Source organism: Mesorhizobium sp. W016 (assembly GCF_054719485.1).
The window spans coordinates 3863372-3887154 of record NZ_JBTTIF010000002.1 but is presented as its reverse complement, the minus strand read 5'-3'; the positions used below and the strand labels follow the sequence as shown (position 1 = coordinate 3887154).

Here is a 23783-nt window from a genome sequence, read left to right as displayed (position 1 = left end):
GCTATTTTTAAAACTACTTCTTCACCGCCGCCGCGACTTCCGCCGCGAAATCGGTCTCTTCCTTTTCGATGCCTTCGCCCAGCGCAAAGCGCAGATAGGCGGAGATCTTGGCCGGAGCGCCGATGTCCTTCTCGGCATCCTTCAGCGCCTGCTCGACAGTGATGTCGGGATTGAGCACGAAGGCCTGCTTGAGGAGCACGACTTCCTCGTAGAACTTGCGCAGGCGGCCTTCGACCATCTTTTCGATGATCGCTTCCGGCTTGCCGGACTGGCGCGCCTGGTCGGCGAAGATCGCCTTCTCGCGCTCGACCGCTGCCGGATCGATCTGCTCGGCGGTCAACGCCAGCGGGTTGGTGGCAGCGACATGCATGGCGACCTGGCGGCCAAAGGCGTTGGCGGCATGCTCATTGCCCGTCGTCTCGATCGCGACCAGAACGCCGAGCTTGCCAAGACCATCGGCAACCGCATTGTGGACGTAGGTTGCGACAGCACCGTGCGGGACGGTGAGCTTGGCCGAACGGCGGAAGCTCATGTTCTCGCCAATGGTGCCAACGGCGTCCTTGATGGTGTCAGTGACCGACTTGTTCGAACCCGGATACTTTGCGGCAGAGACAGCCTCCGTCGTGCCATAAGCAAGCGCGACCTTGGCGACATTGCGAACGATCTCCTGGAACTGCTCGTTGCGGGCCACGAAATCGGTCTCGGAGTTAACCTCGACGATGGCGGCCTCGCGGACGCCGGAGTCGACGCCGATCAGGCCTTCGGCGGCAGTACGGCCAGCCTTCTTGTCGGCCTTGGAAATGCCCTTCTTGCGCAGCCAGTCGACGGCCTCTTCGATGTTGCCGTTGGTCTCGGTCAACGCCGCCTTGCAGTCCATCATGCCCGCGCCGGTCAAGTCGCGGAGTTCTTTGACCTGTGCAGCCGAAATGCTCATTGTCGCCTCTTTGTTTTAAATGCACCGACGCACCACCGGTACTCGGTGATGCGTCCGTCTAGCGTGCCAAATATGAGAATGATGAAGGCCGCAACCGGCCTTCGATTGTCAAGCTTCCGGAGCGTCCGCAGCCGGGGCCGGAGCCGGATCAAGCGCCGGTTCGACCGGAGCTTCGACCGAGGCGCCGATGTCGACGCCGAGCGCGCCATGCTGGCGGGCGATGCCGTCGATGGCAGCCTTGGCGATCAGGTCGCAATAGAGCTGGATGGCGCGCGCCGCGTCGTCATTACCGGGGATCGGGAAGTCGATCTTGTCCGGATCGCAGTTCGAATCGATGATGGCAACGACCGGAATGCCGAGGCGCTTGGCCTCGAGAATGGCGATCGCTTCCTTGTTGGTGTCGATGACGAACATCAGGTCGGGCGTCGAGCCCATGTCCTTGATACCGCCGAGCGCCTTGTCGAGCTTCTCGCGCTCGCGGTCGAGGTTCAGGCGTTCCTTCTTGGTCAGGCCCTGGGCTTCGCCGGCCAGCATCTCGTCGAGCTTGCGCAGGCGCTGGATCGAATTCGAGATCGTCTTCCAGTTGGTCAGCATGCCGCCGAGCCAACGCGAGTTGACATAGTATTGGGCCGAACGCTGTGCGGCGTCGGCGACGATGTCGGACGCTTGGCGCTTGGTGCCGACGAACAGCACGCGGCCGCCCTTGGCAACGGTGTCGGAAACCTGCTTCAGAGCCTGGTGCAGCAAAGGCACCGTCTGCGACAGGTCGATGATGTGGATGTTGTTGCGGGCGCCGTAGATGTAAGGCGCCATCTTCGGGTTCCAGCGGTGGGTCTGGTGGCCGAAGTGAATGCCAGCTTCCAAAAGCTGGCGCATGCTGAAATCAGGCAGTGCCATTCTTAGTTCCTTTTCCGGTTAGCCTCCACGGACACAGGCATTTTTGGACTTTGTCCTCGAACGCCACCGGAGGTTTCAGCCGGATTTCTCCCGGGCAGACACCAAAGTCCGTGTGTGGAATGAGCGCGCATATAGAGGGGAAGCGCTGCAAACGCAAGCGGTGAGGTGCTTCATCGCTCAGCGTGCGGCAATCAGCGCTCCGGTGCCGATCATGGCGCTGCCGGCGAACCGGTTAATCAGCCGCATGCGTTCGGGCGTCCTGAGCCAGCCGGATGCCCTGCCCGCCAGCGCGGCGTAGATGCCAATGGTGAGAATATTGGCGCCGACGACGACTGCCACCACCAGCAGGCCGTCGGCAAACGTCATGGTGTCGAGGTTGAGGATCAGCGGCATGATCGAGGCGTGGAACAGGATCGCCTTCGGGTTGCCGAGCGCCACGGAGGCGCCAAGCAGGAACGACCGCGACAATCCGGTTTGGGGGATTCCTTGCGCGGCCGATTGCGCGGCCGCGGCCCGCCACATCTTGATGCCGAGGAAAATCAGGTAGGCCGCACCGGCGTATTTCAACAGGAGAAACACCCATTCGAAGGTCTGGGCCAGCGCCACCAGCCCGAGCAGTGCCAGGGTGACCAGCACGGCATCGCCGGCGGCAATGCCCATTCCGGCGACGAACGCACGCAGGAAGCCGCGTGCCACGCCGTTGGTGATCACCGTGAACATCGCCGGTCCCGGCGTGGCGGCGGCAAGTGTGATGGCAAGGCAATAAGCCAGGAATGCCGTTAGGGTCACGATCGGCCCTTTCCGTTGGGTACCCGTACGCGCCTGAAGATCGCAACGATCTCCTCGCGGCTGCATTCGATGGCGCCGAGCCGCACCGCCCGGTCGCGCTCGAAGCCGGTTATGTCATAGTGCGGCGCCGATGTCCTGGGCGGCCCCTGGTAGGACGAACGCTTGACGCCAAGCTCGGCGGCGAAACGATGCAGTTCGTCCGTATCGTCGGCCATCAGGTGGCACCAGCGATGGCCGGCCCATTTCCAGATCGCCGCATCGACATAGACCGCCATCGGGAACTGCCATCAAGCCTGCCGTGGCCAGCGCCGCATTGTTGCTATTTCGAGACCGGGCAAGGCTTGGTCTGATCGAACAGCGACAGGTTGACCAGCTTTCCGGTCATCGAGAACTCGCCATAGTCCATTGTGAGGTCGCGGGTGATGCCGTTCTCGTGCAGCTTGAAGCTGATGCGGTATTCCGGCACCTCTTCGCCCGATTTGTCGGTCTCGTCGAAATAGGCGATGTCGACCGGCCAGTATTTGTCGCCTGCAAGCTTGGCCAGCGCCGGCGCTTCGGGGTCGGCCTTGTCGCCCTCGGCCTTCTTGCCGACGATGACGGTGGTGGTCATCACCTTGTTGGCATCCTCCGAACCGTCGAACAGGCTGGTTTCGTAGAAATTCTCGCCCTTCTCGGCCTTGCCGATCAGTTCGACCAGATGCTGGGTCGGGAACTGAGTAGCGGCGAGTTCCAGGCTGTTCTTCTCGGGCTTGTCGATGTCGACCTTGAGGCCCTTGGTCTCTTTCGTGGCGGTGCCCTTGACCTCCTTGTCTAGGTTCTGGTCGACGAAGGATTTGGTCACGAACGAGAAGGTCTTGCCTTCGGCGTCCTCGAACGTGGTCGTCTGCTGGTCGGTCAGCCTGGTGTTGTCGCCGGTGGCGATCTGGGTGACGAAACGGAATTTTACCGTATAGCCCTCGCAGGGCGAGCCGTTGAACTCATAGACCATGCGGCCGGAAATGCCGGTGATGCCCGAGCGGTCCGACGCCTTGTCGAGGGTAAGATCGTAGACGGCGCGATGCGCCTGCAGCGCCGGCACGGCAAAGGCTGGAGCCATCGAGAACAGCACCGGAACGAGAACGGCGTGGAAGGCAAGGCGCGTTGCGCGCATAAAGGGCTCCGATCGTCGCAGCTGATGGCAGGCCGCAGGTAAGGATGGTCCAGCTTAAAAAAAGTCGTGGCGGAAGCGAGGCAAAAATAGCAATTTCGGCCCGGCCAGCGCGGCGTCTCCAAGCAATAGGGAAATACGATGAGTGAAACAATCGAAAAGCGGCTAAGCGATCTCGGCGTGACGATACCTGCCGCCGCAGCGCCCGCCGCGAACTATGTGCCCTATTCCAGGTCCGGCAATCTTTTGTTCACCGCCGGGCAGTTGCCGCTCAAGGACGGCAAGCTGCAGGCAAGCGGCCTGCTCGGCCGCGACGTCGACACGGCAACCGGCAAGGAAGGCGCAAAGTACTGTGCAATCAACATCTTGGCGCAGGCAAAAGCAGCACTTGGCGATCTCGAAAAAATCCAGCGGCTGGTCAAGATCACCGTCTTTGTTGCATCAGTGCCGGATTTCGTCGAGCAGCATCTGGTCGCCAATGGCGCCTCCGATTTCCTGGTCGCGGCCCTTGGCGAGCGCGGCAAGCATGCCCGCTCCGCCGTCGGCACCGCCTGTCTGCCGCTTAATGCCGCAGTGGAAATCGAAGCCGTCTTCGAGGTCGCATGAGCAGGACCAAGACAATGACCGACCTTTCCTGGCTGACCGCCCGCCCGGTGGCGCATCGCGGCTTTCACGACATGAACAAGACGCGCTGGGAAAACACGCTGTCGGCCTTCGCTGCTGCCGCCGAGCGCGGCTATGCGATCGAATGCGACGTGCATTTGTCGTCCGACCGCGTCCCCGTCATCATTCATGACGGCGATCTCAGTCGGTTGGCCGGCCAGGACGGCTTCGTCTGGCAGCGCACGGCAGCGGAACTGGCGGCGCTCAGGATCGGCGGCACCAAGGACCATGTGCCGACACTTCAGGAGGTGCTCGACCTGGTCGACGGCCGCGTGCCTTTGGTGGTCGAATTGAAGGGTGTGCCCGGCTACGACGAGGGCCTGGTGGCGAGCGTCGGCAAGATGCTGGAGCGCTACAAGGGCAAGGCGGCGATCATGTCGTTCGACCACTGGCTGGTCCGCGATTTCCCCAGGGATGCGCCAGGAATTCCGGGCGGGCTCACGGCCTATGGCCAGGACAACCAGTTGATCGAGGCGCATTTCGCCATGCTGGCGCATGACCTCGCCTTCACCTCCTATGCCGCGGGCGATCTGCCGAACCCGTTCGTCAGCTTCGTGCGCGAAAGGCTTAAAATGCCTGTCATCACCTGGACGGTGCATGACCAGCCGGCGGTGGATCTCACCTTCAAATACGCCGACCAGATGACGTTCGAAGGGTTCGAACCCGATCTGGTCAATGTCGCCTGATGGAAGTGCCTGAAACGTGACTTGTAGCGGCCCCGACAGAGCTTAAATAAGCCCCATGGATCAGGGTGATGAAGGTGACGGGCAAACGGCGAATGCGGAGTTTTCCATCCGCGTTGCCGCCGGCATCAATGCCTTCACCTGCGACGAGTGGAACGGCTTTACCGGCACAACCCGCAGCGACACAGAAAATGGCTATAACCCTCTCGTTTCATATGCTTTTCTGAGCGCGCTTGAAGATTCCGGCTGCGCTGTGCGGCGTACCGGCTGGCAAGGTCATCATCTCAGACTGGAAAATGCCCAAGGCAGATTGCTGGGCGCCGTGCCCTGCTATCTCAAATCGCACAGCCAGGGCGAATATGTCTTCGACCACGGCTGGTCCGATGCGTTCGAACGCGCCGGCGGCAACTACTATCCGAAACTGCAATGCGCCGTGCCGTTCTCTCCGGTCACCGGCCCTCGCCTGCTGGTCAGCAAAGGCGAGGACAGCGCCATTGTGAAGGCCGGTCTCGCAGCGGGCCTGAAGGCGGTGACGGAAAAGCTCGGCGTGTCGTCCGCGCATGTCACCTTCGCCAGTGAAAGCGACGTTGCAACGCTGGAAGCAGCCGGCTTCCTGCACCGCACCGACCAGCAGTTCCACTTCTTCAACGAAGGCTTTTCGACCTATGACGATTTCCTCGCTACGCTGGCATCGCGCAAGCGCAAGGCGATGAAGAAGGAGCGGCGCGAGGCGCTCGCCAACGATATCTCGATCGACCGGCTGACCGGCAAGGACCTGACCGAAGGGGCCTGGGACGATTTCTTCGCCTTCTATATGGACACCGGCAGCCGCAAATGGGGCCGGCCTTATCTCAATCGCAAGTTCTTCTCGCTGATCGGCGAGCGCATGTCCCAGGATATCCTGTTGGTAATGGCCAAGCGCAATGGCCGCTATGTCGCCGGCGCCATCAACTTCATCGGCTCCGATGCGCTCTACGGCCGCAATTGGGGCTGCATCGAGGACCACCCGTTCCTGCATTTCGAAGTTTGCTACCATCAGGCCATCGACTTCGCCATCGAGCGTAAGCTGAAGGTGGTCGAGGCCGGCGCGCAGGGTGAGCACAAGCTGGCGCGCGGCTATCGTCCCGTGACCATGCATTCGGCGCACTACATCGCACATCCCGGCCTGCGCAATGCTGTGGCCGATTATCTCCGGCGTGAGCGGCGCGAGGTCGAGCGGATGGGCGAAATTCTGGAAGAGCATACGCCGTTCCGCAAGGATCTTGAGGAATAGCGATCCGCCCTGCCCTCGCCTGTCGATATCGCCGGACCATCTTGCCGGTCCGGGACAGCTTCGCTACACCGGGAGCATACTCCCGGAGCGCCGCCATGACCGAGGCTTACGACCCCAGCAATATCTTCGCGAAGATCCTGCGCGGCGAAATCCCGTCGCACCGCGTCTACGAGGATGATGCCGTGGTCGCCTTCATGGATGTGATGCCGCAAGGCCCCGGTCACACGCTGGTGGTGCCCAAAGCACCGTCGCGCAATCTGCTCGATGCCGATCCGGCGACGCTCGGCCGGCTGTTCACCACGGTCCAGAAGGTGGCGCTGGCGGTCAAAAAGGCTTTCGGCGCTGACGGGGTCACCATCCTGCAGTTCAACGAACCGGCGTCTGGCCAGACCGTCTACCACCTGCATGTCCATGTCATCCCGCGGTTCGAAGGCATCGCGCTCAAGCCGCATACGGGACAGATGGAGAAGCCCGAACTGCTGACTGAGAACGCGGCCAGGATCCGGGCAGCGCTGAACGGTTGAGGTGGCGTGCGCCTCAGGGCGATGCGCTCAGCCACAATCCACCACGTCGGTTAGGAAAATATCAAACCACCCCGTGATAAAGTGCCGTACCGGGATGCGTTTGGGTTTTAAAAATCGTGGAACATTCGGTTGCGACATCAGAGCCGTTGGTAAAAGCAGCTGCCGGCCGGGCCTTTCTGCGCACCTTGGCGGACGCCTACCGGCGACACCGCCTGCTGCACGCGATGGCCATCGCTGCCCTGCTTTTGGCAGCCGCGGTCGGCCTGCGCACCGGAAACATGCCGGATTTCGGCGTGCTGGAAGACTATGCCCAATACCTTCTTTTCGCTTTCTGGATCGGTGGCTGCGCCTTCGCACTCGGCAGCTTTTTTTCACCTTGCGCAGGACATTGTGTGGAGCGGCTATATCGGGGCGACGCGAGGCAGTCTCGGCATATCCGCCTTCCCGTCCATGCATGTGGCGATGGCGGTGCTTTTCGCGCTTTATGCAACACGCCGCTCACGGTTGGCCGGCCTTTTGATGTGGGCATTCGCCGCAATCATCATGGTCGGCTCGGTCGTCCTTGGCTGGCATTATGCCGTGGATGGCTATGCGAGCGTTCTGATTTCGATCGCCATCTGGAAGGCGTGCGGGTACTTCCTGGGCAAGTTTGCACCCGAGGGCGTCGCCGCCTGACCTAACAACATCTGACCTGAAAAGCAGGGGCGCTGTGTCGGCAAACCGGCCAGCCAATGAAAAAAGGGCCCGTCACCGGGCCCTTTTTTCATAGGCGAACTTTTTAGCTCTTGCGCGGCAGTTGCGGCACCAGGCTGCGCTTGCCGCCATCCTTGCCCTTGGGCTCAGGCTCGTCCTTGCCCTTGGGCTGAGGCTTCTGCGCCACCGCCTTCTTGGCGACGGGCTTCTTGGCCACCGCCTTGCGGGCTTTCGGCGTCTCTTCCGGCTCCTGCTTCGGCTGCACCGGGGCTTCGTCGGCCAGTGATTCGAGTTTCAGGCCGGTTTCGCCGGTTTCCTTCTTCTCGACGGTGACGCGCACCGTGCCGCCCTTCTTGAGCTTGCCGAACAGCACCTCGTCGGCCAACGGCTTCTTGATGTGCTCCTGGATGACCCGGCCGAGCGGCCGCGCACCCATGCGCTCATCATAGCCCTTGTCGGCCAGCCAGGCGATCGCGTCGGACGACAGGTCGAAGGTGACGCCCCGCTCGGAGAGCTGGGCCTCGAGCTGCATGACGAACTTCTGCACCACCTGATGGATGACCGGCACCGGCAGCGAGCCGAACGGGATGATCGCATCGAGACGGTTGCGGAACTCCGGCGTGAACAACCGGTTGATGGCCTCGACATCGTCGCCTTCGCGCTTGGTCGATCCGAAACCGATCGCCGCGCGCTGCGCATCGGATGCGCCCGCATTGGTGGTCATGATAAGGATGACATTGCGGAAGTCGATCTGCTTGCCGTTGTGGTCGGTCAGCTTGCCGTGGTCCATGACCTGCAACAGGATGTTGAACAGGTCCGGATGCGCCTTCTCGACTTCATCCAGCAAGAGCACGCAGTGCGGATGCTGGTCGACGCCGTCGGTGAGCAGACCGCCCTGGTCGAAGCCGACATAGCCGGGAGGCGCGCCGATCAGCCGCGAAACGGTGTGGCGTTCCATATATTCCGACATGTCGAAGCGGATCAGCTCGACGCCGAGCGAGGCAGCCAACTGCTTGGCGACTTCGGTCTTGCCGACGCCGGTCGGGCCTGAGAACAGGTAGGAGCCGATCGGCTTTTCCGGTTCGCGCAGGCCGGCACGCGCCAGCTTGATCGCCGAGGTCAGCGCGGTGATGGCGGTGTCCTGGCCATAGACGACGCGCTTCAGCTCGATGTCGAGGCCTTGCAGCACCTTCTCGTCGTCTGCCGAAACCGTCTTCGGCGGGATGCGGGCCATCGTGGCGATCGTGGCTTCGATCTCCTTAATGCCGATCGTCTTTTTGCGCTTGGCTTCCGGCACCAGCATCTGCGAGGCGCCGGTCTCGTCGATCACGTCGATCGCCTTGTCCGGCAGCTTGCGGTCGTTGATGTAGCGGGCCGACAGTTCCACCGAAGCCTTGATCGCCTCGTTGGTGAACTTCACCTTGTGGAATTCCTCATAATAGGGCTTGAGGCCCTTCATGATCTCGATGGCATCCTCGATGGTCGGCTCGTTGACGTCGATCTTCTGGAAGCGCCGCACTAGAGCGCGGTCCTTCTCGAAGAACTGGCGGAACTCCTTGTAAGTGGTCGAGCCGATGCAGCGGATGGCACCCGAAGACAGCGCCGGCTTCAACAGGTTCGACGCATCCATCGCGCCGCCGGACGTCGCACCGGCGCCGATGACGGTGTGGATCTCGTCGATGAACAGCACGGCGCCGGGATAATCCTCTAGCTCCTTGACAACCTGCTTCAGCCGCTCTTCGAAATCGCCACGGTAGCGGGTGCCGGCCAACAGCGTGCCCATGTCGAGCGCGAAGATGGTGGCGTCCTGCAGCACTTCGGGCACGTCGCCTTCGACGATGCGCTTGGCCAGACCTTCGGCAATCGCCGTCTTCCCGACGCCGGGATCGCCGACATAGAGCGGGTTGTTCTTAGAGCGGCGGCACAGCACCTGGATGGTGCGGTTGATTTCGCTCTCGCGGCCGATCAGCGGATCGATCTTGCCGGCCTTGGCCTTGTTGTTGAGGTTGATGCAATAAGCCGTCAGCGCATCCTGCTGCTGCTTCTTCTTGCCGCCTTCCTCCTGCGGCTCGGCGCCGTTCTGGCCGCCCTGCTCGTCATCGGCGCCGCGCGGCGAGCGCGTCTCCGATGCGCCGGGGCGCTTGGCGATGCCGTGCGAGATGTAGTTGACCGCGTCGTAGCGGGTCATCTGCTGTTCCTGCAGGAAATAAGCGGCATGGCTCTCGCGCTCGGCAAAGATGGCGACGAGCACGTTGGCGCCGGACACTTCCTCGCGGCCGGATGACTGTACATGGATCACGGCGCGCTGGATGACGCGCTGGAAGCCGGCGGTCGGCTTGGAATCCTCATCGTAACCGGTGACCAGATTGTCGAGTTCGGTGTCGATATAGGTCAGAACGGTGTGCTTCAGCTCGTCCAGATCGACGTTGCAGGCGCGCATAACGGCGGCCGCCTCGGTGTCGTCGATGAGGGCGAGCAGCAGATGTTCTAGGGTTGCATATTCATGGTGCCGCTCATTGGCGAGCGTCAGCGCCTGGTGAAGCGCCTTTTCCAGGCCTTGGGAGAAAGCCGGCATGTTACCTCACTTCTTCTCCATCACGCATTGCAGCGGATGCTGATTCTGTCGGGCGAAATCCATGACCTGAGACACTTTGGTCTCGGCCACCTCGAATGTATAGACCCCGCACTCGCCCACCCCATGATTGTGAACATGAAGCATGATGCGTGTGGCGGCTTCGCGGTCCTTTTGAAAAAAACGCTCCAGGACGTGAACCACGAACTCCATGGGCGTATAGTCGTCGTTGAGGATGAGGACCCTGTAAAGGCTGGGCTTCTTGGTCTTGGTCTTGGTGCGCGTAATGACGGCTGTGCCGCGACCGGCCTCATTGCCGTCGCCGTCACTTTGCATCCGCACCACGCTTGTCGTGGCAGTCAAACCTGAAGTCACGTAATCCTGCCTCTTTCGAATCCCCATGGCGAGTTCGATATGTAGGTGTTCGATGGACGATTTTAAGCCCTTCTTGTTAGCTGACAATATGGCTAGGTGGGCAAACCGAGGCGATTTTCAAAATCGTGAACCGCCAAAGCCCCGGAATTGAAACCGGCATGAAAAAACCCGGCCGCGCATCCGCGACCAGGTCTGTTTTGCAAGCCCGAAAGGCCGTGCCTGGTATTCTCGAGCGAAATTACTTCGCCTTGGCGACAATCGATTCGAAGGGCTTGTAAGCCTCCTTGGCGAGATCGGCATAGAGATCGCCGAACTTGGTCGCCTCGGCGACGAAGCTCTCATAGCTCTGCTTGGCGAAGTCGGACTGGATCTCGACCGCCTTTTCCAGCGACTTGGCGGAGAACAGCTTTTCGACCGCGGCGCTGCCGGCCTCGAAGCTCTTCTTGGTGTATTCGCCAGCTTCGGTGGCGATCGCCTGCGCGCCCTTAGAGAGCGAGGTGAAGCTCTTCAATCCGGTATCGGCAAACTCCTTGCCGTATTTCGAGAAGTCCTCGTAGGTCTGGGTCATTTGACGTTTCCCTTGGCGTTTTGAAGCGCCCTTGCCTGAGCGCGGTTGTGCAATGCACGAGAATATATTGTGCGCTGCACAAAAGTCAAGATTTCAGCGGCATCAGGCCGCGCTGCGCCGGCAACAGCTAAAATTCGAATAAAGAAAGGCTCAAGCCCGAGGAAAATGGTGAACGCGCCGGTTACCATAAACGGATTGGTAACGCTGGCCGCGATAGTTTGACGACAAGTGAGGTCGGATCCCTTTGCCGCCTCCAGGGCAATGAGTTTCAAAGGAACTATCAGTGCGTCAGGCGTTGTCGGTCTTCGGTTCAAAATCCGCATCTTCCCTCAAAACGATCATGATCCTCGCTTTGGCGATGTCATTTGTCGTTGCGGATGCCGCGTCCTCGATGGCCGCCAGGTCTTCGGCGATCGTCGTCGACGCCAAGACCGGCAAGGTGCTTTATTCGTCCGATGCCAACGGCCGGCGCTACCCGGCGTCGCTGACCAAGATGATGACGCTCTATCTGACCTTCGAGGCCATGGCGAAGGGCCGGATCAGCAGGAACACGCCCGTGCCGTTCTCGGCCAAAGCGGCGGCCGAACCGCCGACCAAGCTCGGCGTCAAGGCGGGCGGAGCGGTTTCGGTCGAGACCGCCATCCTGTCGATGGTGACCAAGTCGGCCAATGATTCGGCGACCGCGCTCGGCGAACTGCTCGGCGGCAGCGAAAGCAATTTCGCCCGCATGATGACCGCCAAGGCGCGCGCGCTCGGCATGGACGGCACCGTGTTTCGCAATGCCAACGGCCTGCCCGATCCCGGCCAGTTCACAACCGCCCACGACATGGCGATGCTCGGCATAGCGCTCAGGGAACATTATCCGCAGTATTACGGCTATTTCTCGCAGCGCTCCTTCCTTTACGGCCGCCAGCGCATCAATGGCCACAACCGTCTGCTCGGCCGCATCAAGGGCGTCGACGGCATCAAGACCGGCTATACCCGCGCCTCCGGCTTCAACCTCGTCTCGTCGGTTTCGGATGGCAACCGCCGCCTCGTCGCCGTCGTCATGGGCGGCACTTCGGGGCGCAGCCGCGACAACCAGATGGCCGGCCTGATCAACGCCTACATGCCGCGCGCATCGACCCGCGGCGGCGGCGCCCTGGTCGCCAAGGCCGGCGGTGACAATCCGGTCAAGGCGCTGGCCAAGGTCTTCCTGCCCAAGCATGACGCGCCGACGCCGGATGGCAAGCCGATCGTTGAAGACGATCCCGTAGCGTCCAATGACGATCCGACATCCGCTGACGAGCAGTCTGCTGAAGGCCAGTCTGCCGACGAACAGACGGTGGCCGCGGTCGAAGAGCCCGCCCCCGTCGTCAAGACCAGGAAGGTCAAGACCGTCATCGTGACGGCGCCGAAGGTCGAAACTGCGCAGATTGTGGCTGCCTATGCCGAACCCACGCCTGTATCCCCACAGGCGGTCGACCCGGTCAACACGGCCTCGGTGCCGGCTGGTTGGGCGGTGCAGGTGGCGTCGTCGCCCAAGCAGTCCGAAGCCCAGGCTTTCCTCGACAAGACCGCCAAGCTGGCGCCCAAAGTTCTTGGGGCTGCTTCCGGTTTCACCGTCGCCTTCGAAAAGGATGGCGAGACCTATTACCGCGCCCGGTTCGGCGGCTTCCGCTCGAAGGACGCGGCCTGGAATGCCTGCAATGCCCTGAAGAAAAAGAAAATCGCCTGCTACGCCGTCCAACAGTAGGGCGGCGTCGGAACCATCTCCCGGAAATTTACTGCGTCGAAGGAGACTAGTTGTGATTGGAGAGCAAGACGTCCTTGGCTTCGTTGATCCGCGCCGCCAGGAAAGACGTGCCGCCGATGTCGGGGTGCAGGCGCTGCATCAGGCGGCGGTGCGCCTTGCGGACATCCGCCGCGGCGGCCCCCGCTTCAAGACCAAGGATCTTGTAGGCCTCCTCCTTAGTCATGGCGCCCGCACCTGGCGCAACACCCAGCCCTTCGCCACCGTTCGCCTCAGCGTCTTTGCGCCAGACGGGAAAACGGCCGTCAAGATACGTCTCTAGGAGCTGGCGGCTCTCCGGGTCGCCGGGGAGTTCGCGGTAAAGCTGCTGCAGCTCGGCCAGGCCCATCGCGCCCAGCATCTTGCCTTCATGGCGGCCGGCCAGAACCAGGCCTTCAAGCCCGCCCGTATCGTGATCAAGCTCCATTTCCAGTGCGGCGGTCCGCACCGTCGAGCGCTTGCCGGGCGCCGGCCCGACCGACGGCCGCTTCATTCGCATCGAACCGTACCAGGCAAGGGCCGCGGCCAGAATGAGGCCGGCAATGCCTTCGCGCCCGACCACCAGCACGGCGAGCCCGACCAGCGCCAGAAGCACCGGCCCGAGCGTGCGCATGCCGCTTGCCAGTTTTTGCGCATCGGCGCGGACAAAGATCGTCGCCGCGCCGAGCAGCACCAGAAACAGCGCAACAAGTGCAATGATAGCGCCCATCAATTCCCGCCGCCCCTGAGATGCTCGATCAGCAGCCGGTCTCCCGGCCTGTCCCTTGCCTCGAGCGCCTTCAATCCACCCGTCGCATAGACGGCAACCGCCGAAAGCAGCCCGGCCAAGGTCGCGGCAGCCCGCCGATCAAATCGGAACCAAGCCCCTTTGGACAGCCGCGCAATCTCCTTGAACGCCTTTTCTGCGCCGGGATCATGGCCTTCCTGGAAGACGAAGACGGGAACGCCGTGCAGACCGAGGCTGCCGGCCTTCTGCGCCAGGTCGTCGATATCCTCTTCCATGGCGTCGCCGATATAGACCAGAGCATTGACCTTGGCCGCCGCCGTTTCCTTCAGCGCATGCGCCAGCACCTTGCCGATCTGGGTGTGGCCGGCACGGCAGTCGATCCGCGTCATCAGCTGCTTCAGGGCATTGGTGTCGGCGACAAAAGCCGACGAGCGGCACTCGCCCAACCCGCGAAAATAGGCCAGTTGGACGCTGAGGGTGCCGGCCTTGCCGACGGCGTCGAACATTTCGCCCTGCAGCTTGATGGCGAGATCCCAGGTCGGCTGGCGGCTCATCGTTGCGTCGAGGGCAAGGATCAGCCGGCCCGTGCCGGTCGCGACAAGCGTCCGGGCCTGACGGATGAAGGCGTCGATCTCGCCGGCATTGGATTGAGGCTTGACCGGCGCAGGATCGGCCCTTGCGGGCACGCGCTGCTTCTTGTCGCTCATAAGAAGCAAGATGTGGCGTTGTCGGCTCCCTTGCAAGTCCAGCCTTGGACAAGATGAAGGGCCAGCGCTCGACGCTCTGGGAGAAGCGGCCGCGCCCTTGGCTCTACAGCAAGCCCAGATCGGCGAGCTCGCGCTTCAGTTTCGGCGGCATCTCGACCATTCCGGCCTTGCCCTTGCCGATATCTGCGGGCGCATCCGAAGGTTTGAGATAACGCCAGCCCTGGAAGGCGCGGCGCGGCTGCCAGTCGGTGCGCACGACGTCGAGGTCGAGCATCAGGCGGCAACGGCCGATGCCTTCGTCGTCGGTGAAGGGCCTGATATCAGTGATCAGCTGGCGGCATTGCACGCTGCCCTTGATCACCCAATAAAGCGAACCGCCATCGGTCACCTCGGCGCCGCGCGCCGGCACCATGCGGGTGGTGTGCCAGTGCTCGGCGGGTTCGCCGGCGCGGCGGCGCTCATCGACGCGAAAGGCGATCCATTCTTCGAGGTCCTCGACGCTGTCGCAACCGACGCACAGTTTTAGGAGATTGAGTGCCATCGCTTAAGGTTTAGTCCGGCGCGCGATTGCGTCAACGGCCCTGCCCGACTTCTCCACAGTGCCAGTGGCGTTGCGCGGTCAGCATTCCACGACATTGACGGCGAGCCCGCCAAGGCTGGTTTCCTTGTACTTCTCGTTCATGTCGAGGCCCGTCTGGCGCATTGTTTCGATCGCGGCGTCGAGCGGCACGAAATGGACGCCGTCGCCTTTGATCGCCAGAGAGGCGGCGGTGACCGCCTTGACGGCGCCGAGCGCGTTGCGCTCGATGCAAGGCACTTGGACCAGACCGCCGACTGGATCGCAAGTCATGCCGAGATGATGTTCGAGCGCGATTTCGGCGGCGTTCTCGACCTGCTCGGGCGTGCCGCCCATGACGGCGCAGAGACCCGCGGCAGCCATCGCCGAGGCCGAGCCGACCTCGCCCTGGCAGCCGACTTCGGCGCCGGAGATCGAGGCATTGGTCTTGATGATGCCGCCGACGGCGGCGGCCGTGAGCAGGAAGTCGCGGATGCTCGGCTGGTCAGCCTCGGGGTGGAAATGCAGCCAGTAACGCAGCACCGCCGGCAATGTGCCGGCCGCGCCATTGGTGGGCGCGGTGACGACGCGTCCACCGGCCGCGTTCTCTTCGTTCACCGCCATGGCGTAGATCGACAGCCAGTCATTGGCCAGCAAAGGGTTGGGCTTGTTCTGCTGCCATTGCTCCTGCAGCTTGTCGTGCAGCATGCGGGCACGACGGCGCACTTTCAGCCCGCCCGGCATGATGCCGTCCTGCGACAGGCCGCGGTCGATGCAGCCCTTCATGGCGCCCCAGATCGCATCAAGGCCGCTGTCGAGCTCCTCGCGCGACATATGCGTCTCTTCATTGACGCGCTTCATGTCGGCGATAGACAGGCCGCTTTTGCCTGCCATCTTCAGCATCTCGACGGCGTTCTTGAAGGGATAGGGCACCTTCTTGCCTTCTGTGGTCACCGAGCCCTTGACCTTCATCCGCTGCAGCTCTTCCTCGGACACCACGAAGCCGCCGCCGATGGAATAATAGATGCGCTTGAGCAGCAGCCGGTCGCCGGCATCGTAAGCGTAGAAAGCCATGCCGTTGGCGTGGCCGGTGAGCGGCGTCTTGCGGTCGAGCACCAGATCCGTCGCCGGGTCGAAGCGATAGGAGGGATGGCCGTGTGGCGATATCCGCTTCTCGGCGGCGATGCGCGTGGCGATGCCTTCGGCCTGATCGGGATCGACCGTCTGCGGTGTCAGGCCAGCAAGGCCGAGGACAACGGCGCGATCCGAGCCATGGCCGATACCGGTATAGGCGAGCGAACCGTGCAGGCTGGCGCCCAGACGATCAACTTTCGCGCCGGCCGGGCGCGGCCAGTCGTCTCCGGCGATCTCGTCGAGAAACCGCCGCGCCGCTGTCATCGGTCCCATCGTGTGCGAACTCGACGGTCCGACGCCGATCTTGAACAGGTCGAAAACCGAAAGAAACACGCTGCGCCGTCTCCGGGAATGGGATCAAGACCTACATATAGGACTTTCCATGATGTTTGTGCTGTTTTGCGGATTGCGGCGCTGCACCTGCCGACCTTGTTTGCTCCGGCAGCGACATCACCGGCTGAAAGCGCGTCGCGCTGAAACGGATTCATGCGACGCGCTTTAAGTTCTTGTTTCAATGCATGTCGTTGTCCCAGAACCGCAGCTCACCTCTGGGCGCATGCATTGGAGCATCGAACTGACCGCTTTGCCTGTGGTAAAAGGCGGCATGGGCGATTCCTTCCATCTGTCGACGGCTGATCTGGCGGCGCTGGCTTTCTTCCTGCTCGCATGGTTGCTGCATACGCTGGCGTCCGACGGCAGACTGGTCAGCCGGGTGTCGTTGACGATGGCCATGAACGTGCAGCGCGAGGCCTGGATGCGCACCATGGCCGAGCGCGAAATCCGCATCGTCGACACCGCCATCATGAGCGGCCTGCAGCAAGGCACCGCCTTTTTCGCCTCCAGTTCGCTGATTGCGCTCGGTGGCTGTTTCGCGCTGCTTGGCGCCTCGGATCAGGTCCTTGCCGTGCTGAACGACCTGCCGTTGAACGCGACCTCATCGCGCTCCGCCTTTCAGATCAAGGTCTTTGGCCTGGTGCTGATCCTGGCCTTCGCCTTCTTCAAGTTCGGCTGGGCCTACCGTCTCTTCAACTACTGCACGATCCTGATCGGCGCGGTGCCGATCCCCTATGGCGAGGCGTCACGCAACCCGGTCAGCGAAACGGCGGTGTGGCGCGCGGCGCGCATGAACATGCTGGCCGGCAAGCATTTCAATTCAGGCCTGCGCGCGGTGTTCTTCTCGATCGGCTATCTCGGCTGGTTCGTCGACCCGATCGTGTTCGTGCTGTCGACGCTGCTGCTACTGGCAGTGCTGGTGCGGCGTCAGTTCTTTTCCGCCGCAAGGCAAGCCGTGATCGGTCAGCCGCCCGGGCCGGGGAAAAGCTGGTCGATCCGGCCCGACAGCCAATAGGCGGCGAGCCCGATCCACTCGCGGATCGCCACGGTCGTGGTCTGCAGCGAATCGGGTGCGTTGTCGCGAAACAGGCCAAAGCCTTCCTTGCCCGAGGTGCGATAGTCGACCGGCCACGGGACCGTGTGAAAGCCGGCCTTGTCGAACAGCGCCTTGGCGCGCGGCATGTGGAAGGCGGAGGTCACCAGCAGCCAGGTTTCGCCCGATTTCGGCGTTACCAGTTCCTTGGTGAAGACGGCATTCTCATAGGTGTTGCGGGATTTGCTCTCGAGCATCAGGCGATCGGCGTCGACGCCAAGCGCACCGAGCAGCCGCGGCGCGGTGGCCGCATCCCCCTCGCCATCGATGAACAGTTCACCGGTGCCGCCCGAGATAACCACTTTCGCCTCGGGAAAGCGCCGGGCAAGGATCGCCGCCTCGACCATGCGGTCGCCGCCGGAATTCAGCTCATAGCCGCCGCGCGCCAAGTTGATGGCGCCCTCGAAGCCGCCGCCGAGCACGACAATGCCGTCGACCTTCCGCGGCAGCGGCGGCTTTGGGAAGCGCTCTTCGAGCGGATTGAGCATCATGGCGCCAAGCGACGTCCAGGCCGACAGCGCCAGAATCAGGAAGGCGAACACACTGCCCGTCGCCGCCAATCGCCGGCGGCCGATCAGCGCCGCGAGCAAGCCGGCAAGCAGCAGGAAGATCGCCAGGTTGAGTGGTTGGACGAAGAACCAGAATACCTTGGAGAGATAGAAGAACATTGCCTGCCTATCTCCAGCTCAAATTGTGACGGCCGGTGAAGTGCTCGACCGCACTCGCTACCGCTTCCGCTTCGAGGCGGCTTAACTCCCTGCCGAAAACAAGGACGCCGTTCGCGTTGGTCAAGCTGATGACTTCCGACAGTCCCACTTCGTCCGTGGGATAGGTATGGTCGAGGATTTCGACCCTAAGATGCCCTTTCAAAGGCAGTGACCACCGATTTCGCAAGGAACCCCTCACCGAGCGCACGGCTGCAGTGTCGGTCAGCCGCAGGGTTTCCCTGCCGAACACCCGCCAGATGAAATCCTTGCCCAGGAAATAGGTGAAGAGGGCAATGACCGCCACGAAGGACAGCAGGCCGAGCGTGCCGCTGGTGAGCGTTGCGGACGACATATCCGTCAATCCCATGTAGCCGGTGTAGGCGACGATCGCGGCCCCGATCAGGACAAAGACTGTCCTGAAATCCGAGGTGCGTGGCGGGTTCGTGATCAGCAGTTCGTTTCCCGTCTCGACGATGGAAATGCGAGACGGAGGCGGCATGCTACCACCACTTCTCCGGCTGGAAGGTTCCCGCCGCCTGCTCGATGACGGCGGCTGTCTGGAACAGGGTTTCCTCGTCGAAGGGACGGCCAATCAGCTGCAGGCCGAGCGGCAGGCCCTTGGCATCGAGGCCGGCAGGCACGGCAATGCCCGGCAGTCCGGCCATGTTCACGGTCACCGTGAAAATGTCGTTGAGGTACATTTTCACCGGATCGGCGGCCATGTCCTCGTCAGCGATGCCGAAGGCGGCCGACGGCGTCGCCGGCGTCAGGATGACGTCGACGCCGTCGGCAAAAACCGTCTCGAAGTCGCGCTTGATCAAATTGCGCACCTTCTGCGCCTGCAGATAGTAGGCATCGTAATAGCCCGCCGACAGCACATAGGTGCCGATCATGATGCGACGCTTGACCTCCCGACCGAACCCGGCGGCTCGGGTCTTTTCGTACATGTCGACAATGTCCTGGCCCGGCACGCGCAGGCCGTAGCGGACGCCGTCATAGCGCGCCAGATTGGATGACGCTTCGGCGGGCGCAACGATATAATAAGCCGGCAAAGCGTATTTGGTGTGCGGCAGCGAGATGTCGACGATCTCGGCGCCGGCATCCCTGAGCCAGGCAATGCCCTTCTGCCACAGCGCCTCGATCTCTTCCGGCATGCCGTCGACGCGGTATTCCCGGGGAATGCCGACCTTCATGCCCCTGATCGGTTTGCCGATCGCCGCCTCGTAATCCGGCACCGGCCGGTCGACGGAAGTGGTGTCCTTGGGGTCGACCGAGGCCATGGACTTCAGCATGATCGCGGCATCGCGCACGTCCCGGGCGATCGGGCCGGCCTGATCGAGCGACGAAGCGAAGGCGACGATGCCCCAGCGCGAGCAGCGGCCATAGGTCGGCTTGATGCCGACGGTGCCGGTGAAGGCGGCTGGCTGGCGGATCGAGCCGCCGGTGTCGGTGGCGGTGGCGCCGGCGCACAGGAAAGCCGAGACGGCGGAAGCCGAGCCCCCCGACGAGCCCCCCGGCACCAGTTGGGCATTGTCCAGCGTGCGCGCGGTCTTCGTGCCGCCGGCCGAAACGAAACCGCCATCGCCCTGATGCGTGGTCGGCATCACCACCGTGTCGAGGCGCGAACGCCGCCACGGATTGACGACAGGGCCATAATAGGAGGTCTCGTTGGACGAGCCCATGGCGAACTCGTCCATGTTAAGCTTGCCCAGCATGACGGCGCCGTCTGCCCACAGATTGGCGGTGACGGTCGATTCGTAGCGCGGCTTGAAGCCGTCCAGCACATGGCTGCAGGCCTGGGTGTGGACACCTTCGGTCCCGAACAGATCCTTGATGCCGAGCGGGATGCCCTCCAGCGCACCGCCCTCGCCCTTGGCGAGCCTGGCGTCGGAAGCTTTGGCCATATCGCGCGCCTTGTCGCCGGTGACGACGATGTAGGCATTGAGCACCGGATTGGCGCGCTCGATGGCACCGAGATAGGCCTCGGTGATTTCGACGGCAGAAATCTCCTTGGCGCGCAGCTTGGCGCGCGCCTGCGAAATTGTCAGATGGGTCAGTTCGCTCATCAAAGGCTCTTTTCGTAAAACACCGACCACTCGGAATCGGGATAATCCAGCACCGGCCCGCAGCGCGAGAAGCCGGCGCGTTCATAGACGGTCCAGGCGGCGGGATGGCGGTCGCCGGTTTCCAGCACCAGACGCTTCAGCCCTTCGCTGCGCGCCAGCGTTTCGACATGTTCGACGATCTTGGCGCCGATCTTCCTGCCCCGATGCGAAGGCCGCGTGTACATACGCTTGACCTCACCGACGCGGGCATCATGGCGCTTCAGCGCGCCGCAGCCGATGGCTTGCCCGTCGTCGCGGGCGATAAAGACGGTGGTGTCGTCGCCAGCCATCTGCTCGACCGTCAGATGGTAGCAATGCTCCGGCGGCGTCAGTTCGAGCAGAGCCGCGTTGAGCTCCTCGACCAAAGCGCGGACATCGTCCTGCAGCGGCGTTTCGATGGCGATCTCGATTGCCATCGGCCGCCTACTCCACGACCTTCGGCACGAGGAAGAAATTCTCGTCAGTGGCCGGCGCATTGGCGACGATATCGGCGGCCTTGTTGCCGTCGGTGACGATGTCTTGGCGCTTCTTCATCTCCATCGGCGTCACCGATGTCATCGGCTCGACGCCGGAGACATCGACCTCGTTCAGCTGCTCGACAAAGCCCAGAATGGCGTTCAGCTCGCCGGTCATGCGCTCGGCATCCTCCTCGCTCACCGCAATGCGGGCGAGACGCGCGACGCGCTTCACAGTTTGCAGATCAACGGACATGTCTTTAGCCTTTGGGAAAACCAGATCGCGCTATAGCGGCGTGGCGCGTGCCGCGCAACATCGATCGTGCTTGGGGATAGAGCCCGTTCATGCCAGGGCGGCATTTCAGCCTAGGGCAGCGATACACCCTCGCACAGATAATAGCTGCCGCCATTGCCGGCCTGCTCGCCTTCGTCGGCGGTCGGGCGCACCGAGACGATGTCGATTTGGGTCGCGTTCATCTGCGTGATCGACAGTATATCGGGAAAGAGAAAGCCCGGCTCCTGGCAGATGGCAGTGACCGCCCAGCTCGGCGAGCGCGTCGCCTTGGTGACCTGGACAAACTCGCAATTATACTCGACGCTTTGCAGGCCGTCCGCCGACAAGATGACATTGCCGGTGTCAATCAGCGTCTGCAGCGTGTCCTTTTTGGCTTGCGCGCAAAGCTCCTGGGTCTGGAGGTAAACGCCCTTGATGAAGTCCTCGGCGGCGGATGCGGGCGACGCAGCGACCAGCATCGAAACGCAAAGAGTCTCTCTCAAACCCATGGTTTAATTCCCCTTTGCGACAAGGGATCGTTTCAACGATCGCTCTATAGTGTGATCGTTTGGCCGATGGCTGGCAAGGCTACGTCGACACCTGATCCTTCGAGGCCGGCCACGAACTTCTCCGCCGTCGCGTCGATGATCGGGAAGGTGCCGAAGTGGCATGGCACGACGGTGTCGAAGTGGAAGAAGCGCCGGCAGGCCAGGGCCGCCACCGCGCCGCCCATGGTGAAGCGGTCGCCGACCGGCACGAGGCCGATCTTCGGCTCATGCAATTCCTCGATCAGCGCCATATCGGAGAAGATGTCGGTGTCGCCCATATGGTAGAGCGTCTTGTCCTCCGGGAAATGCAGGACCAGCCCGTTGGGATTGCCGAGGTAGACGTTCTGGCCGCCATCGAGCCCAAACGACGAGGAATGCAGTGCCTGCACGAATGTGGTGGTGAAGGCACCGCAATCGACGGTGCCGCCATGATTGCCGGGATTGATCTTCTTGCCGTCGACGCCCTTGCCGACCAGGTACATGCAGATCTCGTAATTGGCGACCAGCTGGGCGCCGCTCTTCTTCAGCACCTCCACCGCGCCGCTGACATGATCACTGTGGCCGTGGGTCAGAAGCACATGGGTGACGCCTTCCGCCGGCCCCTCCCAGCCGCTCGTCCATGACGGATTGCCGACGAGATAGGGGTCGATCAGGATGTTCGCGCCTGATGTCTCGACGCGGAAGGCGGAATGTCCGTACCAGGTCAATTTCATCGATCGTGTTCCTCGATTTTGGTTGCGCCGGAAGATAGAACGCCGGCAGCAAAATTAAAGTGACACAGTGTGCTCGCGGTTCAAAAGAACGTGTCGCGCTCTTTGTGACGGCAAGTCTGGGTCACGGTTAGACTGGGTCACGGTAAAACTGGTTGGGGAAAGCCGTTGGGCATCATAGCAATCGAGGATCTGCCGGCACGGCTGGAGGGCGGCAGGACGCTGGCCGGGCTCGACCTCGGCGACAAGACGATCGGTGTCGCCGTTTCCGACCGCGGCCTGTCCTTCGCCCATCCGCGCGCGGTCATCCTGCGCAAAAAATTTTCGCTGGATGCGGCAGCACTGCTCGCCCAGCTGCAGAAGGACAATGTCGGCGCGTTTGTACTCGGTCTCCCCATCAACATGGACGGTTCGGAAGGTCCCCGCGCCCAGAAGTCGCGCGCCTTCGTGCGCAACATGGCAGGTATAACCGACCTGCCCTTCGTGCTGTGGGACGAGCGGCTGTCGACGGTGGCGGCGGAGCGGACGCTGATCGAGATGGATTTCTCGCGCCGAAAGCGCGCCGGCAAGATCGATTCGGCGGCTGCGGCCTTTATTCTGCAGGGAGTTCTGGACCGGCTCCAGTCGCTTGACCCACGCGATCGGACGGAACCGGATTCCCCGCCTGCCGCCTGACCCAGGCCGTGATGTTGCGGCGGCGGCGAAACGCCCACAATGCCATCAGCAGGAAGCCGTCAAAGACGCAGGCCCTTGCCACCATGCCCGGAATGATCGCCGGATCGATGCCCAGCATCTGCCCGTAGAGCTGGAACACGAAATCATGCAGCTGCCGGCTGAGCATGACGTAGCCGAAATTGATGTCGTTGAGCGACAGGAAGAACCAGCCCCAGAACAGAGCGAGTGGCGCGGCCCACAATGCGAACAGCGTGCGCATCAGTGACCGTCCCTGCGGCTGGAGCCGCCTCTGGGACCGCTGGGACCAATGTCCGGACGGCCGGAAATGCGCGACAGCAAGGAGCCGTGCGCGGCACCCTTGGCCATGGCATGGGCGGTGGCGCGACTCTCTGCCTCCCGCGAAACCATGACGGCGAAGACCGACCTCCGCTCGGCCAGCATGGCGACATAGGAGGCCAGAAGTGCCGCCAATTGCACGGCGACAACCAAAAACAGGCCGTTGATGCCTCGCGCTGCGCCGCCGATCAGGATCAGCGACAACACCGCGGATGCCGAAATGAAGGCGGTCCGCGCCACACTGTCGGCTCCGTCCGGGCTCGCTGCGGCGTTAACCAGACTCTCGACGAAGACCCAGCAAAACAGCACCGCCACGACCAGCAAGGCGATGGCCAGCGGCGCCACGACGGCAGCATTGTCGAGATCGGCCAGACGAGTGTTTTCCACGACGACGCCGAGCACGCCCAGAGCGCCCGCAACGCCGCGGTTTCCATCGACACAGATGAACGCCAGCAGGGCGAAAACCAGCGCCCAGTGCAAGGCCAGAAAGGACGTCAAAATGTGCCGCATGGCATTCCTGCTTTGGTGACAAAG

Annotated in this window: 30 protein-coding genes; 8 read left to right on the top strand and 22 right to left on the bottom strand. The window is 62.5% G+C overall.

All coding sequences use genetic code 11. The features are described from left to right. Positions 1–13: 13 nt before the first annotated feature. The 5 genes from tsf to ACYG9V_RS19305 form a co-directional block, all read right to left on the bottom strand. Entirely contained in the window at positions 14–934 is a 921-nt protein-coding gene (gene tsf / locus ACYG9V_RS19325) for a translation elongation factor Ts (protein ID WP_352758279.1), read from the bottom strand. Between the two features lie 108 nt (positions 935–1042). After that, positions 1043–1831 carry a 30S ribosomal protein S2 gene (gene rpsB, locus ACYG9V_RS19320; RefSeq protein WP_352764612.1) on the bottom strand — a complete coding sequence of 263 codons (789 nt, stop codon included), beginning with the start codon at positions 1829–1831 and terminating at the stop codon, positions 1043–1045. Positions 1832–2008: 177 nt separating this feature from the next. Beyond that, positions 2009–2620 (bottom strand): LysE family translocator, encoded by a 612-nt coding sequence (locus ACYG9V_RS19315; protein ID WP_023706228.1) that lies wholly within the window; start codon positions 2618–2620, stop codon positions 2009–2011. Beyond that, positions 2617–2895, bottom strand: a complete 279-nt coding sequence (locus ACYG9V_RS19310; protein WP_023671020.1) for a DUF4031 domain-containing protein — start codon at positions 2893–2895, stop codon at positions 2617–2619. Before ACYG9V_RS19310 ends, ACYG9V_RS19315 begins: the two co-directional genes overlap by 4 nt. A gap of 44 nt (positions 2896–2939) precedes the next feature. Continuing rightward, the gene (locus ACYG9V_RS19305) at positions 2940–3770 is read right to left on the bottom strand and encodes a cell envelope integrity EipB family protein (RefSeq protein WP_023671019.1); all 831 of its coding nucleotides are present in this window, start codon (positions 3768–3770) and stop codon (positions 2940–2942) included. Between the two features lie 138 nt (positions 3771–3908). On the opposite strand from ACYG9V_RS19305, the gene ACYG9V_RS19300 reads away from it, so the two are divergent. From ACYG9V_RS19300 to ACYG9V_RS19280, 5 genes are all read left to right on the top strand, one after another. Next, positions 3909–4373, top strand: a complete 465-nt coding sequence (locus tag ACYG9V_RS19300; RefSeq protein WP_352764610.1) for a RidA family protein — start codon at positions 3909–3911, stop codon at positions 4371–4373. A gap of 14 nt (positions 4374–4387) precedes the next feature. After that, entirely contained in the window at positions 4388–5116 is a 729-nt protein-coding gene (locus ACYG9V_RS19295) for a glycerophosphodiester phosphodiesterase (RefSeq protein ID WP_352764608.1), read from the top strand. 55 nt (positions 5117–5171) lie between these two features. After that, complete coding sequence (locus ACYG9V_RS19290) at positions 5172–6386, top strand: GNAT family N-acetyltransferase (RefSeq protein WP_023696547.1); 1215 nt, start codon at positions 5172–5174, stop codon at positions 6384–6386. Positions 6387–6481: 95 nt separating this feature from the next. Beyond that, positions 6482–6910, top strand: coding sequence for an HIT family protein (locus ACYG9V_RS19285; RefSeq protein WP_023754875.1), 429 nt, complete (start codon positions 6482–6484; stop codon positions 6908–6910). Positions 6911–7216: 306 nt separating this feature from the next. Beyond that, on the top strand, positions 7217–7585 hold the full coding sequence (locus tag ACYG9V_RS19280) for a phosphatase PAP2 family protein (RefSeq protein WP_352764606.1): 369 nt from the start codon (positions 7217–7219) through the stop codon (positions 7583–7585). 103 nt (positions 7586–7688) lie between these two features. On the opposite strand, the gene clpA is transcribed toward ACYG9V_RS19280, so the two are convergent. From clpA to ACYG9V_RS19260, 4 genes are all read right to left on the bottom strand, one after another. After that, the gene (clpA, locus tag ACYG9V_RS19275) at positions 7689–10178 is read right to left on the bottom strand and encodes an ATP-dependent Clp protease ATP-binding subunit ClpA (protein WP_352764604.1); all 2490 of its coding nucleotides are present in this window, start codon (positions 10176–10178) and stop codon (positions 7689–7691) included. 6 nt (positions 10179–10184) lie between these two features. Then, on the bottom strand, positions 10185–10511 hold the full coding sequence (gene clpS / locus ACYG9V_RS19270) for an ATP-dependent Clp protease adapter ClpS (protein WP_023671012.1): 327 nt from the start codon (positions 10509–10511) through the stop codon (positions 10185–10187). 277 nt (positions 10512–10788) lie between these two features. Beyond that, positions 10789–11118: a phasin family protein gene (locus ACYG9V_RS19265; protein WP_023671011.1), complete on the bottom strand. Its 330-nt coding sequence runs from the start codon at positions 11116–11118 to the stop codon at positions 10789–10791. Continuing rightward, a complete protein-coding gene (locus tag ACYG9V_RS19260) occupies positions 11115–11390 on the bottom strand; it encodes a hypothetical protein (RefSeq protein ID WP_023726657.1) in 276 nt (91 codons plus the stop codon). The genes ACYG9V_RS19265 and ACYG9V_RS19260 overlap by 4 nt, the downstream gene beginning before the upstream one ends. Positions 11391–11458: 68 nt before the next feature. Between ACYG9V_RS19260 and ACYG9V_RS19255 the strand changes: the two genes are divergently transcribed. Next, positions 11459–12853 carry an SPOR domain-containing protein gene (locus ACYG9V_RS19255; RefSeq protein WP_460221999.1) on the top strand — a complete coding sequence of 465 codons (1395 nt, stop codon included), beginning with the start codon at positions 11459–11461 and terminating at the stop codon, positions 12851–12853. Positions 12854–12899: 46 nt separating this feature from the next. On the opposite strand, the gene ACYG9V_RS19250 is transcribed toward ACYG9V_RS19255, so the two are convergent. The 4 genes from ACYG9V_RS19250 to ACYG9V_RS19235 all read right to left on the bottom strand — a co-directional run bounded on the left by ACYG9V_RS19250 (position 12900) and on the right by ACYG9V_RS19235 (position 16346). Beyond that, on the bottom strand, positions 12900–13598 hold the full coding sequence (locus tag ACYG9V_RS19250) for a DnaJ domain-containing protein (protein WP_023700739.1): 699 nt from the start codon (positions 13596–13598) through the stop codon (positions 12900–12902). Further along, positions 13598–14323, bottom strand: a complete 726-nt coding sequence (locus ACYG9V_RS19245; protein WP_023693433.1) for a hypothetical protein — start codon at positions 14321–14323, stop codon at positions 13598–13600. The genes ACYG9V_RS19250 and ACYG9V_RS19245 overlap by 1 nt, the downstream gene beginning before the upstream one ends. Positions 14324–14426: 103 nt before the next feature. Next, on the bottom strand, positions 14427–14864 hold the full coding sequence (locus tag ACYG9V_RS19240) for a DUF1489 family protein (protein WP_023815779.1): 438 nt from the start codon (positions 14862–14864) through the stop codon (positions 14427–14429). Between the two features lie 78 nt (positions 14865–14942). Further along, the gene (locus ACYG9V_RS19235; RefSeq protein WP_023671005.1) at positions 14943–16346 is read right to left on the bottom strand and encodes an L-serine ammonia-lyase; all 1404 of its coding nucleotides are present in this window, start codon (positions 16344–16346) and stop codon (positions 14943–14945) included. A gap of 271 nt (positions 16347–16617) precedes the next feature. Here ACYG9V_RS19235 and ACYG9V_RS19230 point away from each other — a divergent pair, with 271 nt between their 5' ends. Next, positions 16618–17361, top strand: coding sequence for a DUF599 domain-containing protein (locus ACYG9V_RS19230; protein WP_023671004.1), 744 nt, complete (start codon positions 16618–16620; stop codon positions 17359–17361). Here the strand turns inward: ACYG9V_RS19230 and ACYG9V_RS19225 are convergent. The 7 genes from ACYG9V_RS19225 to ACYG9V_RS19195 all read right to left on the bottom strand — a co-directional run bounded on the left by ACYG9V_RS19225 (position 17310) and on the right by ACYG9V_RS19195 (position 22241). Further along, on the bottom strand, positions 17310–18107 hold the full coding sequence (locus tag ACYG9V_RS19225; protein WP_023671003.1) for a YdcF family protein: 798 nt from the start codon (positions 18105–18107) through the stop codon (positions 17310–17312). The two genes, ACYG9V_RS19230 and ACYG9V_RS19225, sit on opposite strands and share 52 nt — an antisense overlap. 7 nt (positions 18108–18114) lie before the next feature. Then, positions 18115–18645: a hypothetical protein gene (locus ACYG9V_RS19220; RefSeq protein WP_023671002.1), complete on the bottom strand. Its 531-nt coding sequence runs from the start codon at positions 18643–18645 to the stop codon at positions 18115–18117. Between the two features lies 1 nt (position 18646). Continuing rightward, the gene (locus ACYG9V_RS19215) at positions 18647–20212 is read right to left on the bottom strand and encodes an amidase (protein ID WP_352520302.1); all 1566 of its coding nucleotides are present in this window, start codon (positions 20210–20212) and stop codon (positions 18647–18649) included. Next, positions 20212–20667, bottom strand: coding sequence for a GNAT family N-acetyltransferase (locus ACYG9V_RS19210; protein ID WP_023671000.1), 456 nt, complete (start codon positions 20665–20667; stop codon positions 20212–20214). The genes ACYG9V_RS19215 and ACYG9V_RS19210 overlap by 1 nt, the downstream gene beginning before the upstream one ends. Positions 20668–20674: 7 nt before the next feature. After that, positions 20675–20962 (bottom strand): Asp-tRNA(Asn)/Glu-tRNA(Gln) amidotransferase subunit GatC, encoded by a 288-nt coding sequence (gene gatC / locus ACYG9V_RS19205; RefSeq protein WP_023670999.1) that lies wholly within the window; start codon positions 20960–20962, stop codon positions 20675–20677. A gap of 110 nt (positions 20963–21072) precedes the next feature. Continuing rightward, positions 21073–21489, bottom strand: coding sequence for a hypothetical protein (locus ACYG9V_RS19200; protein ID WP_023670998.1), 417 nt, complete (start codon positions 21487–21489; stop codon positions 21073–21075). Between the two features lie 44 nt (positions 21490–21533). Beyond that, positions 21534–22241 carry a metal-dependent hydrolase gene (locus ACYG9V_RS19195; protein ID WP_023670997.1) on the bottom strand — a complete coding sequence of 236 codons (708 nt, stop codon included), beginning with the start codon at positions 22239–22241 and terminating at the stop codon, positions 21534–21536. A 165-nt stretch (positions 22242–22406) separates the two neighbouring features. Between ACYG9V_RS19195 and ruvX the strand changes: the two genes are divergently transcribed. Continuing rightward, a complete protein-coding gene (gene ruvX, locus ACYG9V_RS19190) occupies positions 22407–22913 on the top strand; it encodes a Holliday junction resolvase RuvX (protein ID WP_023688595.1) in 507 nt (168 codons plus the stop codon). Here the strand turns inward: ruvX and ACYG9V_RS19185 are convergent. Further along, entirely contained in the window at positions 22831–23172 is a 342-nt protein-coding gene (locus ACYG9V_RS19185) for a DUF6105 family protein (protein ID WP_023693426.1), read from the bottom strand. The two genes, ruvX and ACYG9V_RS19185, sit on opposite strands and share 83 nt — an antisense overlap. After that, the gene (locus tag ACYG9V_RS19180) at positions 23172–23759 is read right to left on the bottom strand and encodes a hypothetical protein (RefSeq protein WP_023688597.1); all 588 of its coding nucleotides are present in this window, start codon (positions 23757–23759) and stop codon (positions 23172–23174) included. The genes ACYG9V_RS19185 and ACYG9V_RS19180 overlap by 1 nt, the downstream gene beginning before the upstream one ends. Between the last annotated feature and the right edge of the window lie 24 nt (positions 23760–23783).

What these genes read in the sequence shown, in the direction of transcription:
- tsf (WP_352758279.1), bottom strand. Translation starts at nt 934, where the DNA reads ATGAGCATTTCGGCTGCACAGGTCAAAGAACTCCGCGACTTGACCGGC.
- rpsB (WP_352764612.1), bottom strand. Translation starts at nt 1,831, where the DNA reads ATGGCACTGCCTGATTTCAGCATGCGCCAGCTTTTGGAAGCTGGCATT.
- ACYG9V_RS19310 (WP_023671020.1), bottom strand. Translation starts at nt 2,895, where the DNA reads ATGGCGGTCTATGTCGATGCGGCGATCTGGAAATGGGCCGGCCATCGC.
- ACYG9V_RS19305 (WP_023671019.1), bottom strand. Translation starts at nt 3,770, where the DNA reads ATGCGCGCAACGCGCCTTGCCTTCCACGCCGTTCTCGTTCCGGTGCTG.
- ACYG9V_RS19300 (WP_352764610.1), top strand. Translation starts at nt 3,909, where the DNA reads ATGAGTGAAACAATCGAAAAGCGGCTAAGCGATCTCGGCGTGACGATA.
- ACYG9V_RS19295 (WP_352764608.1), top strand. Translation starts at nt 4,388, where the DNA reads ATGACCGACCTTTCCTGGCTGACCGCCCGCCCGGTGGCGCATCGCGGC.
- ACYG9V_RS19290 (WP_023696547.1), top strand. Translation starts at nt 5,172, where the DNA reads ATGGATCAGGGTGATGAAGGTGACGGGCAAACGGCGAATGCGGAGTTT.
- ACYG9V_RS19285 (WP_023754875.1), top strand. Translation starts at nt 6,482, where the DNA reads ATGACCGAGGCTTACGACCCCAGCAATATCTTCGCGAAGATCCTGCGC.
- ACYG9V_RS19280 (WP_352764606.1), top strand. Translation starts at nt 7,217, where the DNA reads ATGCCCAATACCTTCTTTTCGCTTTCTGGATCGGTGGCTGCGCCTTCG.
- clpA (WP_352764604.1), bottom strand. Translation starts at nt 10,178, where the DNA reads ATGCCGGCTTTCTCCCAAGGCCTGGAAAAGGCGCTTCACCAGGCGCTG.
- clpS (WP_023671012.1), bottom strand. Translation starts at nt 10,511, where the DNA reads ATGCAAAGTGACGGCGACGGCAATGAGGCCGGTCGCGGCACAGCCGTC.
- ACYG9V_RS19265 (WP_023671011.1), bottom strand. Translation starts at nt 11,118, where the DNA reads ATGACCCAGACCTACGAGGACTTCTCGAAATACGGCAAGGAGTTTGCC.
- ACYG9V_RS19255 (WP_460221999.1), top strand. Translation starts at nt 11,459, where the DNA reads ATGATCCTCGCTTTGGCGATGTCATTTGTCGTTGCGGATGCCGCGTCC.
- ACYG9V_RS19250 (WP_023700739.1), bottom strand. Translation starts at nt 13,598, where the DNA reads ATGGGCGCTATCATTGCACTTGTTGCGCTGTTTCTGGTGCTGCTCGGC.
- ACYG9V_RS19245 (WP_023693433.1), bottom strand. Translation starts at nt 14,323, where the DNA reads ATGAGCGACAAGAAGCAGCGCGTGCCCGCAAGGGCCGATCCTGCGCCG.
- ACYG9V_RS19240 (WP_023815779.1), bottom strand. Translation starts at nt 14,864, where the DNA reads ATGGCACTCAATCTCCTAAAACTGTGCGTCGGTTGCGACAGCGTCGAG.
- ACYG9V_RS19230 (WP_023671004.1), top strand. Translation starts at nt 16,618, where the DNA reads ATGGGCGATTCCTTCCATCTGTCGACGGCTGATCTGGCGGCGCTGGCT.
- ACYG9V_RS19225 (WP_023671003.1), bottom strand. Translation starts at nt 18,107, where the DNA reads ATGTTCTTCTATCTCTCCAAGGTATTCTGGTTCTTCGTCCAACCACTC.
- ACYG9V_RS19220 (WP_023671002.1), bottom strand. Translation starts at nt 18,645, where the DNA reads ATGCCGCCTCCGTCTCGCATTTCCATCGTCGAGACGGGAAACGAACTG.
- ACYG9V_RS19215 (WP_352520302.1), bottom strand. Translation starts at nt 20,212, where the DNA reads ATGAGCGAACTGACCCATCTGACAATTTCGCAGGCGCGCGCCAAGCTG.
- ACYG9V_RS19210 (WP_023671000.1), bottom strand. Translation starts at nt 20,667, where the DNA reads ATGGCAATCGAGATCGCCATCGAAACGCCGCTGCAGGACGATGTCCGC.
- gatC (WP_023670999.1), bottom strand. Translation starts at nt 20,962, where the DNA reads ATGTCCGTTGATCTGCAAACTGTGAAGCGCGTCGCGCGTCTCGCCCGC.
- ACYG9V_RS19200 (WP_023670998.1), bottom strand. Translation starts at nt 21,489, where the DNA reads ATGGGTTTGAGAGAGACTCTTTGCGTTTCGATGCTGGTCGCTGCGTCG.
- ACYG9V_RS19195 (WP_023670997.1), bottom strand. Translation starts at nt 22,241, where the DNA reads ATGAAATTGACCTGGTACGGACATTCCGCCTTCCGCGTCGAGACATCA.
- ACYG9V_RS19185 (WP_023693426.1), bottom strand. Translation starts at nt 23,172, where the DNA reads ATGCGCACGCTGTTCGCATTGTGGGCCGCGCCACTCGCTCTGTTCTGG.
- ACYG9V_RS19180 (WP_023688597.1), bottom strand. Translation starts at nt 23,759, where the DNA reads ATGCGGCACATTTTGACGTCCTTTCTGGCCTTGCACTGGGCGCTGGTT.